The organism is Brevibacillus borstelensis, from assembly GCF_036700025.1.
In the GTDB taxonomy this organism is placed as follows: domain Bacteria; phylum Bacillota; class Bacilli; order Brevibacillales; family Brevibacillaceae; genus Brevibacillus; species Brevibacillus borstelensis.
Map to the genome: position 1 here is coordinate 1,828,344 of NZ_CP144922.1, position 15,919 is coordinate 1,844,262.

Sequence of the window (15,919 nt, forward strand, 5' to 3'; positions counted from 1 at the left end):
AGTATCGTACAGCAAGCACGGAGTCCGCATGTGCGAAGGAAGGAACATCATTATGGATTTGCTGGAAAAAGTCTTATCACGGGAAAACTTACGGATGGCACTCCAACGAGTGGAGGAAAACAAAGGTGTCGGTGGAGTCGATGGTGTTTCAACCGAACAACTACGCGATTATCTACGTGAACACTGGCAAGCCATCCGCGAGAAGATGGAAAGGGGAACCTATAGACCTTCACCTGTTCGCAGAGTCGAAATCCCGAAACCTGACGGTGGTGTAAGGTTATTAGGCATTCCCACCGTGGTAGACCGCTTTATTCAGCAGGCCATCCTCCAAGTGTTAACGCCGATCTTCGACCCCACCTTCTCGGAATCTAGCTATGGGTTCCGTCCAAAACGTAGCGCTCACATGGCAGTAAGGAAAGCGCAAGCGTATATCTCCGAAGGATATCGTTTCGTGGTGGACATCGATCTAGAGAAATTCTTTGATCGCGTAAATCATGATATTCTAATGAGCCGTGTGGCTCGAAAAGTTCAGGACAAGAGAATTTTAAGACTGATTCGTTCCTACTTGAATGCGGGGATCATGATAAATGGCGTCTGTACAACATCAAGTGAAGGAACACCGCAAGGTGGGCCGTTAAGCCCACTTTTGGCAAATATCCTACTTGATGATTTGGACAAGGAACTCGAAAAGAGAGGCCACCGTTTCTGCCGCTACGCAGACGATTGTAATATCTACGTGAAAACAAAACGGGCAGGGGAACGAGTAAAGAAGAGTATTCAAAACCACTTGGAGAAGGTACTAAGGCTAAAAGTAAATGAGGAGAAAAGCGCGATAGACCGACCATGGAAACGAAAATTCTTGGGCTTTAGTTTTACCTTTGCAAAACAGACAAGGATTCGCATCCACCCCAAATCCCTCCTCAAGCTAAAAGAGAAAATCCGCACGATCACGAATCCGGTGTGGAGCATCTCGATGGAGAAGCGGATTGAAAGAATAAATCAGTACCTCATGGGCTGGATTGGATATTTCGCCCTTGCAGACGCGAAGGGCATTCTACAATCCATTGAGGAATGGACAAGGCGCAGGCTCCGTCTTTGTTTGTGGATGCAGTGGAAACGCGTGAGAACCAGATATCGAGAACTTCGTTCTCTTGGCATATCTCACGTAAAAGCCATTGAAATTGCAAATACCCGCAAGGGTGCATGGCGTACCACAAAATCTCCGCATATACACAAAGCCCTCGGCATTGCCTACTGGCAACAACAAGGGCTGAAAAGCTTAGTGCAACGATATTCTCAAATTCGTCAAGCTTGGTGAACCGCCGTATACCGAACGGTACGTACGGTGGTGTGAGAGGACGGGGGTTAGTCGCCCCCTCCTACTCGATTGTGGAGCGTGCCCAGCAAGCCGTTAATTGCTAGTTGGTGAAAGTCCAACCGAGGCAGGAGCCAAGTCACCTCGTAGCTGACAGGCAACTGGTGGAGAAATCCTAAGGTTGAAGCCCTGTGACAAAGTAACTCGAAAGAGTGCGAGCAAATCAGCAGGCCGTAACATAAAGTGAATCCTGCAGCCTCGTTAAGAAAGACCACCGAGAGGTGGACAAAGGGAAGCCGAGCTTGTTTCATATGGGCGAAGGCCAAGGACGGTGTGGAGAACTTGGAATACAGCACCTATGAATCCCTCGGGGTATGGGGAGCGGTATGTTGAGAAAGTAGTTAACGGAACTGGGGAGACCCTACTCTGCACGCCCCGTCAGGAGCGTATGTCAACTGCAAATGAAAATTCCCCATTATCTGCACTTGAATTTTCCCCATATTAGGCAATAGGTTTGTTTGAATAATGCCCCCGAGGGGGCTGGCGGCGGGAAAATTCCGTTCATTCGGTTTTATCTACAATTGTCTCTGGTCGAAAGAAACCAGCTTTTTTCTTCTCCTTTATGCGATAACTTTCTCCTTTAATGTTGATGGTGTGGGAGTGATGCAATAATCGATCAAGGATGGCGGTGGCAAGTACCGTATCTCCAAATATCTCTCCCCACGAACCATAAGACTTGTTCGAGGTAAGAATAATCGAACCAGATTCATAACGCTCCGAAACTATTTGAAAGAAAAAATGAGCTGCCGTTTCATCCATCTTGCGATAGCCGATTTCATCAATGATCAGTACATTTGGCTTAATAAAAGCCCGCATTTTTTGTTTGATACTATTGTTTTGATGGGCAATCTGAAGGGTCTGTACCAAATCGTGAGCAGTTGTAAAGTAAACTGTCAAACCTTGCTTAATGGCTTCCAAAGCCAATGCAACAGACAAGTGGGTCTTTCCGACTCCTGGCGGACCCAGCAAAATGAGATTCTCCTGTTGGTGCACAAACCGGAGGGTTGCCAAATCACGAATCCGTCTTTCATCTACGGAAGGCTGGAAACTGAAATCGAATTGCTCTAATGTTTTATGGTAGGGTAAATGAGCCAATCGTGTCTTCATTCGAATAAATCGCTCCCTCTTGGCCTTGATTTCCTCTTGCAAAAGCTTGTCCAAGAACTCCAAATACGATATATTCTGAGCAGCAGCTTCTTCTGCGTGGTGGTGAATAATTTCCGGGATTCGTACCCATCCCATTTGCGAAAAGGCTTCTTCTAAACGGGACTGGAGCATCATTGTACGATCACCTCCTCGTCAGCAAACTGCTCGTAGACTGATAAATCACGTTCCACCACTTCGGGGCTTGGATTTGAAACCAGACGCGGCATAGGTTGGGGAGCCTTCACGCGACTTTGGGTTTGAATCCCCTCGAAGTGTTTTTTATTGGTTACGACTTGTTTGGAACGAACTGCTTTTTGATGTTCAGCGATAATCGTGTTGCCCTGATAGATCCGGATAAGACCATTCTGGAGATCTTGTACCTGTACCGTATGACCAATATAGGTATAGGGTACAGAATACCTGCTTCCTCCGTAAGAAACGAGCAAATCGTTGGATACTCTTCGAGTATGCCGTTCTACTTCTTCGAACGGAACCGGGTTAAGCGGCTTCAACTGTTCATGTTTCCATCGATCTACCGGCTTTTCATGTGTGGTGCCGTGAATCCGTACATTGGCTACCGTATCCAACCAATGGCGTACTTGTTGATTCAAGTCACTCAGGCTGGTAAACGACTGTACGCGAGGCCAAAAATTCTTTCGCACATAGCCAACACCATTTTCTACTTTCCCTTTTGTTCGTGCACGGTAGGGGGCACAACGCCGGAGGGTAAAGCCGTGATGACTTGCAAACTGAGAAAAACGTTCATTCCACAATACATGGCCTTGGTCGTCGTAACCTGCAATGACGGTTTTCATATTGTCGTACAAGCATGTATCCGGTCTGCCGCCAAAGTATTGCATGGCACGTAAGTGACAGCCGATGAGGGTATCCAGCCGTTCGTTCTCCGTAAATTCCACATACAACATTCTCGAGTATCCCAAAACCATGACAAAGGCGTATAGTCGTTTATATCCACCATTCCATTCAACTTTGAAATGTCCCCAGTCTACTTGCGCTTGCTTACCAGGTGTGGTTTCATAACGGATCGTTGCCTTGGAGGTAACGACGGGGCGCAATGGTTCCATGAAGGAACGAAGGAGTCTAATTTGTCCTGAGTATCCCTGGGCTCTAATTTCATCAAACAAGACAACAGCATTTAAGCAGCCTTCTTCCATTCTTGTATATCGCATAATAAAAGTACAGAAAATCGCAGCGTAAAAATGCAGAGCTAGCCTGCGTTTTACAAGGCGGAAAAATAAATAGGCACTTGCCAACATCACTCTATTAAGTCTACCTTGGTCTTTGTCCAGAAGAACCAGGGAGATGTGAGAGGAATGTTGAAAGTGCCACAGCAACAGTATATCAAATTTTTGTACGAGAATGAGGATTATTCAATCTCGGAGATTGCGAGAGCCATGGGAGTCAATTGGAGGACAGCCAAGAAATACGCCACAAAGGACGATTGGAATGAACCCGTTTGTCGGCGCAAGAGACGATATCCCGTTCTCGGTCCGTATCTTGACATCATTGATACTTGGTTAACGGAGGAGCAGGCGTTGCCCCGCAAACAGCGTTATACCGCGAAGCGAATCTTTGATCGTCTGCGTGATGAATACAGGTTTGAGGGCGGACGACGCACTGTTGAAGAATATGTAGCCAAACGCCGAAAAGAACTCAAGCTGGAACGTGCCGAAAGCTATGAACGACTCGAACACCCCGGCGGCGAGGCACAGGTTGATTTTGGTACAGCCTATGTTGGGCAACCAGGTCAACTCGTGGAGCGCAAAGTGCTGATTATGTCCTTCCCGTTTAGCAATGCGGCCTTCGCCTTTCCGGTTCGAAAGGAGAACACAGAGTGTTTTCTGGAGGCAATGAAGCGCATCTTTGAACGGATGGGAGGCGTTCCGAGGAAAATCTGGTTCGACAACTTGTCGGCGGCGGTGGTCTCGATTGGCCGTGATGGAAAGCGGTCATGCACCGATCAGTTCCTGCGGTTTGCTACCCACTACCGGTTCGACCCAGAATTCTGTAATCCCTATCGTGGTCACGAAAAGGGGCATGTGGAGAACAAGGTGGGGTACAGTCGGCGTAATTGGCTCGTACCACCACCGATTTGCGAAACGGATGCTGACCTTGAGACATACTTGGCCCAGGCAGCAGAGGCAGACATGGATCGTCCACACTATGCCAAGAAAGAGCGTATCGTCGACTTGTGGGAGCAAGAACGGAAGAAGCTTTTGGCTATGCCAACCGTTGCGTTTGAGGTTTTCAGGCTTGAACCGGCCCGCTTGAACAAATATAGGGAACTCCGGTTTGAAACAACCACATATCCACTACCGCAGTGCCGTGCGCTAGATCCCGTATTGCTCAAGGTGAAATGGGACGAGATCGAGGTTTTGTCGGGCGACGGAGAGTACCGACACCTGGGGACGTTGCCTCGCCCGTACACGGAAAAGGCAATCCCGATTGAGTGGACAGATGTGTTTGAGGGTTACCTGAGAAAGCCAAGGATGGTGATGTACTCCGATCTGGCGAGGTTCATGCCTGCTTCCGTCCGCAGATTCGTGCAAGTGGAGGATATCGATCTGAGGAAATCTCGTGTGGCTCTGATTCGTCGATTGTTAGATACACACCAGATGTCCGACATGGGTGCTGCACTCGATACACTGGCTGGGCATTTCGATCCTGACACAGTCCTTGAGCATGCGCTATATGCGATGAAACATCCTGAGTTTCACCCTAAGCCGTTTGCGGAGGCTCATACACCGATGGAGATTCACGGGCACACACCGGACCTCAGGCAATATGACGCCATTCTGGGGGTGAGCAGAGCATGAAACACGAATTGGTTACTGCATGCAAGAACCTCCACTTGGGGTATGTGATGGAAGCGTACGAGGCGATTGCGTTCAATGACCGCTCGCAATACCTGCTTGAAGTCCTCCAAGTGGAACTGCGGGGCCGAGAGATATCCAGGATTCGCAGACTCATGAAGAAAGCCCGGTTTCCACAGATGAAGACACTAGAGGATTATGATTTCGGAGCAGTCACCTTCCCAGCGCATTGCAGTCGTGAGCTCCTAACGGATCTGGCATTTCTCGAGCGGAAAGAGAACGTGATGATGCTGGGCAAAGTGGGAACAGGCAAGACCCACCTGGCAACGGCACTAGGCGTGGAGGCTTGCCGACGAGGGTACGAGGTACGATTCTTTCGGGTGCATGACCTTGTGGCCGCGTTACAGGACAAGTACCAATCCGGGACGCTTAGCCGTTTTCAGCGGGAGTTGCAGAAGGCTGAGTTACTCATCCTCGACGAAATGGGGTTTGTGCCCTTTCACAAAGACGGAGCTGAACTACTGTTTAACGTCATCTCCGAATGCTATGAGCAAAGGAGTGTGATTGTCACCTCTAACCTTGAGTTTGGCCAGTGGAACACGGTGTTTGGAGATGCCAGACTGACAGCAGCGCTCGTGGACCGACTCGTTCACCACGCACACGTCCTGGCTTTCACCGGCGAGAGCTACCGGCTACGAAATGCGCTATCCGGAGTGAGATCGTCATAATCTTCAGCGTTGGCCGTGCCTATGCACAAATCCGCAGCGATTCTCTGTATTTTTGACTTGCGAAAAACAATTCTCGCTTTGATATAGGGTTTAAATGGATCGAGGATGCTTGCTTTTTTGACGGTTCGCTGGTATTTCGAAGGTTCATCCCTCTTCAACCACTTACGGATTGTTTTTCGATCCCTCCCTAATTCGTTCGCAATTTGCGTGGTACTCATTCCTCTTTGTTTCATGTCTTTAATCAAGTAAAACTCCCCATTCTTTAGCATATTTCTCTCCTCCAGGGAGAGATTTTCTGCCGAAAGTGGGGAATTTTCAAGTGCCGTTATTGAGGATTTTAACAGTGCCGTTCACACGTAAAACGGAAACCTATAACCGTAAGGGAAGTGGTGGATGGCAGAGAGGGAGTCGGAGGGGTTCATAGTACCGATGAACATAAGGACAACACAACCTTATGGAGGGAAGGAGCCCTGCTTTGTTCACGGGTCGAAGGAGGTAAGAGTGAGTGAATGCAAGTAAACTTGCTAACTACACCGATGTAAAAGCTCGACAACTTTGGACAACCCTATATCTTTGTGCCAAGGCAAACTCAAAACGGCGATTTCATGCCTTGTATGACAAAATCTACCGCCCGGATATTCTAGCGACAGCTTGGAGGAGAGTAAAAGCAAATAAAGGGAGCGGAGGAATCGACGGACAATCCATCGCACAGATTGTGGAGGAGTATGGGGAGAGCCGTTTTCTTAACGAGATCTATCTAGATTTAAAAGAAAAGCGGTATCGTCCACATCCGGTTCGTCGAACTTACATCCCTAAACCGGATGGCAAGAAACGTCCACTCGGCATCCCGACGATCAAGGATCGGGTGGTCCAAATGGCTACTAAGCTAGTCATTGAACCGATCTTTGAAGCTGATTTTCGGGACTGTTCTTATGGCTTTCGGCCAGGAAGAAATGCTCACCAGGCAATTGCACAGATACGCAAAGCAAGCAAGAGGTGTTATTGGGTCGTAGATGTTGACATTAAAGGGTATTTCGACAACATCAACCATGAGAAGTTGATGAAACTGGTCGAAATGAGAATCAGCGACAGACGTGTTCTGAAACTTATCCGACAATGGCTGCAGGCTGGGGTCATGGAAAATGATCAATTCCATGAAACAGAACTGGGAACTCCGCAAGGAGGGGTAATCTCGCCTCTTCTTTCAAACATCTATCTAAACTACATGGACACCATTTGGGAAAATCAATTCTCCCATCTTGGCACACTTATCCGCTATGCGGATGACTTCGTTATCATGTGCAGAACCAAACAAGAAGCATTGGAAAGCATTCAAGTGCTGATGGCTATTCTAAACAAGCTGGAGCTTAGTCTCAGTAAAGAGAAATCTAGACTCGTTAATATTTGGGACAATTCCACTGGGTTTGACTTTCTTGGGCTGCACCATCGCAAATTCCCCGTGTTCAACAAAGGGGGGAGCAAGGTATTTGCTATGTCTCATGTACCAGCTAAGAAAGCAATGAAGGATATGAGACGTAAAATTAAGGAATACACTGCACCAAGGAACAAACTGTTTCTGTCTCTAGAAGAGCTAGTGAAAGGGCTAAATCGCAAGCTAAGGGGGTTCAAGAACTACTACTTCATCTCGCCCATCGCCAAACGATGGGCAAGACGGATAGACTGGTATGTGATTGAACGCCTTACAATCTTCTGCAACAAGAAAAGAAGCAAGCGGAATAAACATGCCGGAAAGCTGAAGGTCATACAAAACACGCAGGGTAGTTTATTGAAATTAGCCGGATAAAGTAAGCCGAATGCCAAAGAAAGAAGAACATCGGAAAGCCGTATGAGGGAAAACCTCACGTACGGTTTGATGAGGGGGAGCTGAAATGAGCAAGGCGACCATACGGTCGCCCCAGGTTGCAGACAAACTCCCTCGCTGAACGAACAGCAGAGGGAGTTTGTTTAATAATTTGATGAAAATACCGAAGGTGTTTTGATCGTTCACCTTTTGGCGACCTGATTTCCATAGCCAGGTCGCCATTTTTTTCAAGTTCATGGCAGCGAAAACAAGCATCGCCTGCATCGTGACCTTCTCCAGTCCTCGTAAGGTCGTCCAACGCATGCCATGCTTTTCCTTCATATCAGCGAATACACGTTCAATCGTTTCTTTCCGTTTGCTATAGATTTGTTTGTTTTCCTCGGTATGCCGGAGGTGGTCTACCTCTTCGAGGTAATCAGCCCAGATGTGGCGACTCACTCTCTTTGTGTAGTCTTTACTTTCCGTGCATTGTTTCAAGAACGGACAACTTCGGCAAACTTGAGAATTTGATCGATAGATACGGTACCCATCCTTGTTTGTTGTCTCATATGTTAAGATTTGCTCGTTCGGGCAGATGTAGCAGTCGAAATATTCATCATACACATATTCGTGCTTTTTAAAAAAACCTTCTTTGGTGCGTGGTCTTGTGTAGGGCATAACGGGGCGAATCTGGTCATCAAGGAGTGTTTTACTGATGTAAGGCGTCTTGTATCCCGAGTCCACTGCCACAGCTTGAGGCTGTGCAAACGTCTTTCGCACTTGATTCAAAACATCCTCAAAAACCTGACTGTCATGCACATTGCCTGGCGTTACCTTGGCACCAAGCACAAATCCATTTCGATCACATGCTGTATGAAAACTATAAGCAAATACACGTTCCTTTTCCCCTTTTACAAACAATCCGCAATCCGGGTCAGTTGTGCTGACTTTCACCTCCTTCTTCGAAGTTTCTGTCTTTTTTTCAAGGGGCTTCTTTCCATGTGCAATACGATCCTGATTGATTTCTTCGTCCAGCAGCTCTTGATATTTCTTCGCTTGTTCTTCAACGATTTCTTTCACGTATTTATGCTTATTCGCACTGGCTTTTACATGCGTAGCATCAATGAAAAGCACATCAGGCTTCACGAATCCATGATGAACCGCCTCCTCCAATATTCGAAGGAAGATCGACTCGAAGAGTTGAGTATCCCGAAAACGGCGAACATAGTTCTTGCCTAGGGTCGTGAAATGGGGAATGGGCTGACTGAAATCATAGCCAATAAACCACCGATAGGCAACATTGGTTTCGATCTCTTTAATCGTTTGTCGCATGGAACGAATTCCAAAAATATATTGGATGAAAGCAATTTTAACTAAGACTACAGGGTCAACACTGGGTCTGCCATTGTCATGACAGTAAAGGCTTTCCACCAAGTCATAGATGAACGAAAAGTCGATTGCATTTTCAATTTTTCTTACGAGATGATCTTCTGGCACCAACTCATCTAGCGAGAATGCAGATATCTGATAACGCCCTTCGGCCTCTTGCTTATTAAGCATAATGCCACCTCTAAAAAATAACTTTTGAAAACGTAACATGTTCTATATTCAACAAAAAAGCCTGCAGACCCTGTTCCTTACGGAACTTTGTCTACAGGCTGAGGCGACCATACGGTCGCCCGAAAGTTTCAGTTCTCTACTCTACAAGGAATCGGTTGGCTCTTATACTTTTCTCAGCGTCCAACCTCTGAAACACTTCTTGAAATCGCTGCTTTGGGAAACGGCTTTCGCTTTTCCTCCCAATATTTGCAGCGTAACATTCCCATGCAAGCCCCGTCCTACTCAATGAAGCCAATGATAGGTGACCCCGCGTGTCTCTTCCTCAGGCCCTGCCGCCAGGACGTAAGGGCCCGGATTAGCCCATTGCGATACGGGCGGTGTTCGGTCGGAGATGATGACCTCAGTTCCTGTCGCGGCGAATGTGTACAGCTCCTCGACATCCGGATTGTGCAGGCGGATACAGCCCAGCGACATAGATTTTCCGATGCTGTCAGGCTGATTGGTGCCGTGAATCGCATAGCCGTCCGACTGAAATACGAGGCCGCGTGAACCGTATATATGGTCATGACCCTCGGGGCGGTTTATCTTTTTTTGAATCGTAAAATACCCCTCCGGCGTGCTGCCGTTTTTTCCGATGCCGATCGGATATCGTCTGACGACGTGCGGGCCGCTGGCAAGCGTCATCGTGTGCCCAGCCTGATGAACCTGAATCTGCAAGGGCTGAAGCGGGATGAAAGGCTCGGGGTAGCCCTGCAAGGGAAGGACGTTCTGCATGCTTTCCCAGGCCGATTCCGGGCGAAAAAGAGCAGGATAGTACGGCCAGGCCGTCAGACCGCTCTCGGGAGTCGGGACAGGCACCTCCGGCAGCGAGTTGGCCGGGTACGAACCGGCGAGACGGTCCAGTGATTCAGGCAGGTAGCCTTTTTGCTGATACGTACGGTACAGCGCATTCCGCAATATCAGCACCTGCTCCAGTGCCCGCTGTTCCTCTGCCAAGGCCGACCGGGCATTTTGCACGGCAGGCTTGTCCAGACAATCGCAAGCCTGATCGAACCAGACGTCCTGCAGTACCGTCCGGCTGACAGGGTCGTAACGCAACAGGCCGCGCACCTCAGCAGGCCGATAAAACAGAAGCGGTGTAAACAGCGGTGCTCCCGCCACCTCAGGAACAGCCAGCACGATGTACGGCTGCTTCAAGGAGGGACGTCTTGCGGCCGCATAGGCTTCGACTTGACTCCGCAATTGCGAGCGGCTCACATTTCCCGGGACCGCAATCACTTCGACATGGGGCCGCTGCAGGTGAGCAGGCACAACACTCTCCGGGGAGGCGCTCTCCTTCGGCTCGGTGAGCGGACTTGGCGAATAGACAAACTGTCCGAATAAAAAGAGCAGGGAGGCGAGCAAAAGGCGCGTTGTTCGCTTCCACATGGTCCTTCGACGTTTCCGCAGCAAATCATGATACGCATCCCGGAGCTGCTCCGAGAAATCATCGGCAGGCAGGTGCAGCCCGCGCCGATACGCCTCCAGAGCCTGGTCCTCGTTTCCCAGGCGCTCCCGTTCCATTCCCAGGTGGTACCACCCTACAGCCAGGTCTGGATGGTTTTCAGTGAACCAGCGATAGAAGGAAAGGTCGGTCCGATCTGGATATGTAATATGGTATGAACTTTTTTCCTGGAGAAATTGAACCTTGTTCACGAAAAACCCTCCCTATTGGAAATATCGGCCAGTTCAGGGAAAATGGTGAGAGGGGGCGAGAAAATGATCTATCTGCGAACCATCTACTTGCTGAGAGAACGCTTTTTGACAAAGACAGGCTATCCGTTTTCACTGCCTGCCTACCGGGAGCTGGAGCGCATCGATCTGACAAGCAGTGTCACGTTTTTGGCAGGGGAGAACGGCTCAGGAAAATCCACTTTGCTGGAAGCGATTGCGTATCAATGCGGGTTTCATACGGCCGGAGGCTCGCGGGCCAACTCCTACCACGTCGATCGGGCGGAAGCGGCATTGGGTGATTATATCCGCCTTTCCTGGATGCCGAAAATGACGGACGGATTTTTCCTCAGGGCGGAGAGCTTTTATCAGTTTGCCAGCCATATCGACGAGGCAGAGCGCATCGAGCCAAACGGTTACCGTGCGTACGGCGGCCGTTCCCTGCACGAGCAGTCGCACGGGGAGTCGTTTCTTTCGCTGTTTGCAAACCGTTTCAACGGAAAGGGCATTTACCTTTTGGACGAGCCGGAGGCGGCATTGTCCCCGATGCGGCAGCTAGCCTTTCTGTACCTCATGATGGATTTGGTGAAAGAGGGGGCGCAATTTCTCATCGCGACACATTCGCCGATCCTGATGGGCTTTCCCGGAGCGACGATTCTAAGCTTTGACGAATCGCCGCTGGCGGAAGTTCGCTACGAAGAGACGGAACATTACCAGTTGACGAGAAGGTTTTTGGAGAATCGCAAAGCGTTCTTGGAGGAAACAAAACCGGATTAAAACATAAACATGCTGCAAATTCAACCGCCCTGCACGTCGCAAACCACGCGAGAAAAATCAAGCCGCTCCAGTGCGTCCTGCTCAATCCAGAAGTAGAGTCGGCCCACGTCTTCCCACATCATGCCGGTTTTGTCGTCTTCCGAATCCACCTGGAACAAAAGACGCCACTGCGAAGCGCGGGCCAGCAAATCCTCCTCGCTTTTCCGGTCTGCACCCTCAAGCAGGCGAACGCAGTGGACCTGCATGTCTCCCTGCATCGGGTCGGGGCAGCCCAGCAGACGGTTTTTCATATCATCGGGATGCTGAAATTTCTCGTCGAAGCGTCTGCCAAAAACATCCCAATACAGATCATAATCCTCCCGGTTAGTGCTCCAGCTCATGCCAAGCCCGGCGATGTCTGCCGACTCTCCGGGAGGAATCGTCCATTCTGTTAAAAACGATACGGAGGCGGGGGAGAAGACGGCTTCGGGATCGCAATCCTCCAGCTCTTCGGGCGGCGCTGTACGAATCAATTCGATACCGGCAGTATCAGGTACGTAAAGAACCTTTGCCGTTTGATGGGTATCGTAAAAACCTTTGACTCCATACATGGCGGATGCGGCGTAGAAAAACAGCAGCAGGCCCTGCTTGGGCAAGATCGGGTCAGCCAGCGGCGGCAGCTCGGCGAGATTGATTTGGGCGATAAAGGAGAGCGGATAGGACCTCCAGTACGGCCAACTCTCCCCGGCCGGTAGATCCGGCATGCCACCGATTTTGGAAGCGCCAGAGGGGAGTGCATGCTCGTCCGGGACTTTCTGTGTGAATATTCGGTAAGATGGGCGGATCAACGGCTCGAATTTGTCGGCGTAAGCGTCAAGTCCGGATTCACGAAAGAGCGTGAGAATCTCGTGTTTCATCTTCATACATCCTTTCGGGGATAGGTAGATGCTCCCTTATGAGCAGATCCTCGCCTATGGGGAAGCGGCACTAACGGCTACTCTTTGCTGGACCGTTCCTTGAGCAAGTGGATGAGCATGTCCAGTTTCTCGTTTCGCGCCTGATCGTTTTTCGTCTTGTCCTTCATAAACCGGATGATACAAATAAGAAAGTATAGAATAAATCCGAACGATGCCAGCGTGATCAGCACGGGAATGAACGTAACAAGCGTAGGGACTCCAATAGTATGCATGTCTTCTCTCCTTTTCTCTGCATAAAATGGAAAATTGCTTCCATTATAGCATTTTAAGAGTTATGCTCCAAACGCCATATCGCTCTGCCATATAAAGAGGGGCAGCCTGGTTATCATCCAGACTGCCCCTTTTCACTATTAGCTGCGAAAAATCGCTTCGGTCCGATAGATTCGTTGACCGCGGGAAGAGAATCGCTCTTCGTATTCCGTCATCACGTTTTCCTCGGCCAGCGCCGATTGGTGCAGATCAAAAGTGATGTTGCGCAATTGAAAACGTTCGTTTGAAAACTGATTCAGCGAGAATTCAAACAGCTTCTCGTTGTCCGTTTTCAGGTGAATCTCCCCGTTTTTCTTCAATACCTGCTTGTACGTATTCAGGAAGCTGGCATAGGTCAGGCGGCGTTTCGCATGACGGGTTTTCGGCCAGGGATCGCTGAAGTTCAGATAGATGCGGGAGACTTCTTCAGCACCGAACAGGTCGGGAAGCAGCGCAGCGTTGTACTGGACGAAAGCCAGATTGGGAATCTCGCGCTTCTCGGTACGCTGTGCGGCACGGAGAACAACCTCCGCCTTCAATTCAATTGCAATGAAGTTGATGTCAGGGTGCCTCTCGGCCAAGGTGTTGATAAAACGGCCTTTGCCGCAGCCAATCTCGATATGGATCGGATGATCGTTTCCGAACCGTTCCTTCCAGCGTCCTTTCATGCCGGCAGGGTTGTCCACAAAGGTGGGATATTCGCGCAGGGCTTCTTCAGCACCTGGAATGTTACGCAGTCGCATAGGAACCTCCTTCAAACATAGCTCCTATTACTTTACGCCGTGTCGGGACAGGTTGCAAGCATGCAAATCATCCAAATAGACCAGTTCCATTTTTGACCTGCGAGCCTGCGTATCAAATGGGAAAATCTATGAGGTGAAATAGGCCATAAGTCGCAAAATACATATAAAATCCCGATTTTCCGCAGGCAAAAATTGGACCGGAATATTGGTAGATGATGGGGAGATAATTGACTGAAAATTTGACGAGATTCCCGCCGCTATGGGAACGAATGTGTCAACTGGAAATACGGGCCATTTGCGTTTGGCTGAGGTGGAAAGATTTTGGGAATTTAACAAGCTGTGGGGCGATGATAGAGTAAATGGCAAGCGAATAGTCAGCCAATTTGTTGACAAATAGGGAGGATGAACAGCATGAAACTTCGCAAATTACTCGTAGGAATTCTACTAGGGTCCGCTCTGGGCTTTACCGGAATCGTAGCACCAATGCCAGGAAACCACGAAGTAGCGGAAGCAGCATGGAGTCAGTCCCGTGCCGACAAAGTTATCAATACAGGGAAGCAATACCTTGGTACCCCGTATAAATTCGGCTCCAAAAGCAGCACGACTCGCACGTTTGACTGCTCGTCATTTGTGCAGCGAGTTTACAAGAAAGCCGTAGGGAAATCTCTTCCGCGTACTTCTCGTGCCCAAGCGAAGGTAGGAAAGAAGATTGCGAAAAGCAACCTGAAAAAGGGAGACCTGATCTTCTTCAAAGCGAGCCAGTATACAAAATCCACGCGCATCACACATGTAGCCATCTACGCCGGCAATAACAAGCTGTTACATACCTACGGAAAACCCGGGGTAACGTTCTCTACGTTCAAGGGGACTTCGTGGGAAAGAAGATTCGTTACTGCTAAACGCGTCTTGTAATCTCTACTATATCAATACGTGTCATTTGTCAAAAGGTTGCGCTAAGTCCAATTACACAAAATTTGTAAAAAGAAAGCTCTTGCCGGGGCTTTCTTTTTTTCATGCAAAAATATTTTTCTGAAAATTTTATCTTTAGCTCTTTGACGCATAACTAGTTCGTGGTATAAATAGGATAATCTCTTTTGAAGGAATTTCTGCACCAAGAATAGTTTTATGAAGGAATTCATTCTGCAAATCCTGGGATGGGAGTGGATCCATGTCTTTTGAACAGCTCGTCAAGGAATCGTTTACCCAGTTGTCTTCCGGACAGAAAAAAGTAGCCGAGTACCTGCTGGAGAACATCGAGAAGGTAGCCTTCTATACAGCTGTACAGATCGGCAGGGAAGCAGATGTCAGCGAAACGACCGTGATCCGTTTTGCTTATGCGCTCGGATTCAGAGGTTTTTCCGACATGCAGGCGGCGATCCAGCAGTACGTTCTGGAAAGCAGCTCTTCCCGGTATGCAGAGCCCGCGCCGCAAGCGGGAGAGGAACCGAACATTTTTACACGGGTTATCGAACGGGACATTGTCATCCTGAGGCAAACGCTGCACCAGCTTAACCAGCAAGACGTCTGGAGAGCAGTGGACTGGCTGCTGGAGGCGGATCAGGTGCTGGTCGTCGGGTATCGTGCGTCCTATGCGGCGGCCCACTGGTTTACTTTCATGCTCGGGATGATCCGCAAGAATGTGCTCCTTATTCCCTTCAGCGGCGAGACGGAGGAGAGAATCGTCAGTCTCACGGAAAAATCAGTCGTCATGGTCATCTCCTTTCCGCGCTACACGAAGGACAGCATCCGGGTGGCGGAAGCAAGCAAGCGGATGGGAGCGAAGATTATCGCCGCTACGGATCGGCTCTTGTCTCCGGTCAGCCGCATCTCCGACATCGCGTTCACGACTGACATCAATATCGAATCCGGCCATTACTCCAATGCATCCGTCATCAATCTGTTAAATCTGCTGCTCGCCGGAATTGAAGAGAAATGCGGCGCGAACAACCAGGCGAGAATGAAACAGTTGGAGCAGCTTTATTCCAACTGGGGCACTTTCGAGGAATAGTTTCCGATCTCAAAAAGGAGGAGAGCGCTTCT

Annotated in this window: 14 protein-coding genes and 1 pseudogene; 7 read left to right on the forward strand and 8 right to left on the reverse strand. The window is 49.2% G+C overall.

Annotated elements, in window-relative coordinates; all coding sequences use genetic code 11:
• The first annotated feature begins 52 nt into the window (after window positions 1-52).
• The gene (gene ltrA, locus V5G20_RS08350; RefSeq protein ID WP_024985202.1) at window positions 53-1,318 is read left to right on the forward strand and encodes a group II intron reverse transcriptase/maturase; all 1,266 of its coding nucleotides are present in this window, start codon (window positions 53-55) and stop codon (window positions 1,316-1,318) included.
• Window positions 1,319-1,876: 558 nt separating this feature from the next.
• Here the strand turns inward: ltrA (V5G20_RS08350) and istB (V5G20_RS08355) are convergent.
• Window positions 1,877-2,656 carry an IS21-like element helper ATPase IstB gene (gene istB, locus V5G20_RS08355; RefSeq protein ID WP_338462886.1) on the reverse strand — a complete coding sequence of 260 codons (780 nt, stop codon included), beginning with the start codon at window positions 2,654-2,656 and terminating at the stop codon, window positions 1,877-1,879.
• Entirely contained in the window at window positions 2,653-3,798 is a 1,146-nt protein-coding gene (gene istA / locus V5G20_RS08360; RefSeq protein WP_338463459.1) for an IS21 family transposase, read from the reverse strand. The genes istB (V5G20_RS08355) and istA (V5G20_RS08360) overlap by 4 nt, the downstream gene beginning before the upstream one ends.
• A 57-nt stretch (window positions 3,799-3,855) precedes the next feature.
• On the opposite strand from istA (V5G20_RS08360), the gene istA (V5G20_RS08365) reads away from it, so the two are divergent.
• Both istA (V5G20_RS08365) and istB (V5G20_RS08370) read left to right on the forward strand, forming a co-directional pair.
• Entirely contained in the window at window positions 3,856-5,358 is a 1,503-nt protein-coding gene (gene istA, locus V5G20_RS08365) for an IS21 family transposase (protein ID WP_122906950.1), read from the forward strand.
• On the forward strand, window positions 5,355-6,083 hold the full coding sequence (gene istB / locus V5G20_RS08370) for an IS21-like element helper ATPase IstB (RefSeq protein ID WP_122906949.1): 729 nt from the start codon (window positions 5,355-5,357) through the stop codon (window positions 6,081-6,083). The genes istA (V5G20_RS08365) and istB (V5G20_RS08370) overlap by 4 nt, the downstream gene beginning before the upstream one ends.
• On the opposite strand, the gene V5G20_RS08375 is transcribed toward istB (V5G20_RS08370), so the two are convergent.
• On the reverse strand, window positions 6,041-6,352 hold the full coding sequence (locus V5G20_RS08375; protein WP_338463337.1) for a helix-turn-helix domain-containing protein: 312 nt from the start codon (window positions 6,350-6,352) through the stop codon (window positions 6,041-6,043). The genes istB (V5G20_RS08370) and V5G20_RS08375 overlap by 43 nt on opposite strands.
• A gap of 236 nt (window positions 6,353-6,588) precedes the next feature.
• On the opposite strand from V5G20_RS08375, the gene ltrA (V5G20_RS08380) reads away from it, so the two are divergent.
• A complete protein-coding gene (gene ltrA / locus V5G20_RS08380) occupies window positions 6,589-7,887 on the forward strand; it encodes a group II intron reverse transcriptase/maturase (RefSeq protein WP_338461780.1) in 1,299 nt (432 codons plus the stop codon).
• A gap of 219 nt (window positions 7,888-8,106) precedes the next feature.
• On the opposite strand, the pseudogene V5G20_RS08385 reads toward ltrA (V5G20_RS08380), so the two are convergent.
• Window positions 8,107-9,444: pseudogene (locus V5G20_RS08385) on the reverse strand (IS1182 family transposase); the annotation flags it as partial.
• Window positions 9,445-9,726: 282 nt separating this feature from the next.
• Entirely contained in the window at window positions 9,727-11,139 is a 1,413-nt protein-coding gene (locus V5G20_RS08390) for a L,D-transpeptidase (RefSeq protein ID WP_338463338.1), read from the reverse strand.
• Window positions 11,140-11,202: 63 nt separating this feature from the next.
• On the opposite strand from V5G20_RS08390, the gene V5G20_RS08395 reads away from it, so the two are divergent.
• Entirely contained in the window at window positions 11,203-11,931 is a 729-nt protein-coding gene (locus V5G20_RS08395) for an AAA family ATPase (protein ID WP_003389078.1), read from the forward strand.
• Window positions 11,932-11,951: 20 nt separating this feature from the next.
• Here V5G20_RS08395 and V5G20_RS08400 read toward each other — a convergent pair whose 3' ends face one another.
• The 3 genes from V5G20_RS08400 to trmB form a co-directional block, all read right to left on the reverse strand.
• A complete protein-coding gene (locus V5G20_RS08400; protein WP_003389079.1) occupies window positions 11,952-12,827 on the reverse strand; it encodes a YwqG family protein in 876 nt (291 codons plus the stop codon).
• 77 nt (window positions 12,828-12,904) lie between these two features.
• Window positions 12,905-13,099 carry a hypothetical protein gene (locus tag V5G20_RS08405; protein WP_003389080.1) on the reverse strand — a complete coding sequence of 65 codons (195 nt, stop codon included), beginning with the start codon at window positions 13,097-13,099 and terminating at the stop codon, window positions 12,905-12,907.
• A gap of 138 nt (window positions 13,100-13,237) precedes the next feature.
• On the reverse strand, window positions 13,238-13,879 hold the full coding sequence (gene trmB, locus V5G20_RS08410; protein WP_003389081.1) for a tRNA (guanosine(46)-N7)-methyltransferase TrmB: 642 nt from the start codon (window positions 13,877-13,879) through the stop codon (window positions 13,238-13,240).
• Window positions 13,880-14,290: 411 nt separating this feature from the next.
• Between trmB and V5G20_RS08415 the strand changes: the two genes are divergently transcribed.
• Window positions 14,291-14,791 carry a C40 family peptidase gene (locus V5G20_RS08415; RefSeq protein WP_003389082.1) on the forward strand — a complete coding sequence of 167 codons (501 nt, stop codon included), beginning with the start codon at window positions 14,291-14,293 and terminating at the stop codon, window positions 14,789-14,791.
• Between the two features lie 256 nt (window positions 14,792-15,047).
• Entirely contained in the window at window positions 15,048-15,887 is an 840-nt protein-coding gene (locus tag V5G20_RS08420; RefSeq protein ID WP_039071252.1) for a MurR/RpiR family transcriptional regulator, read from the forward strand.
• Window positions 15,888-15,919 lie beyond the last annotated feature (32 nt).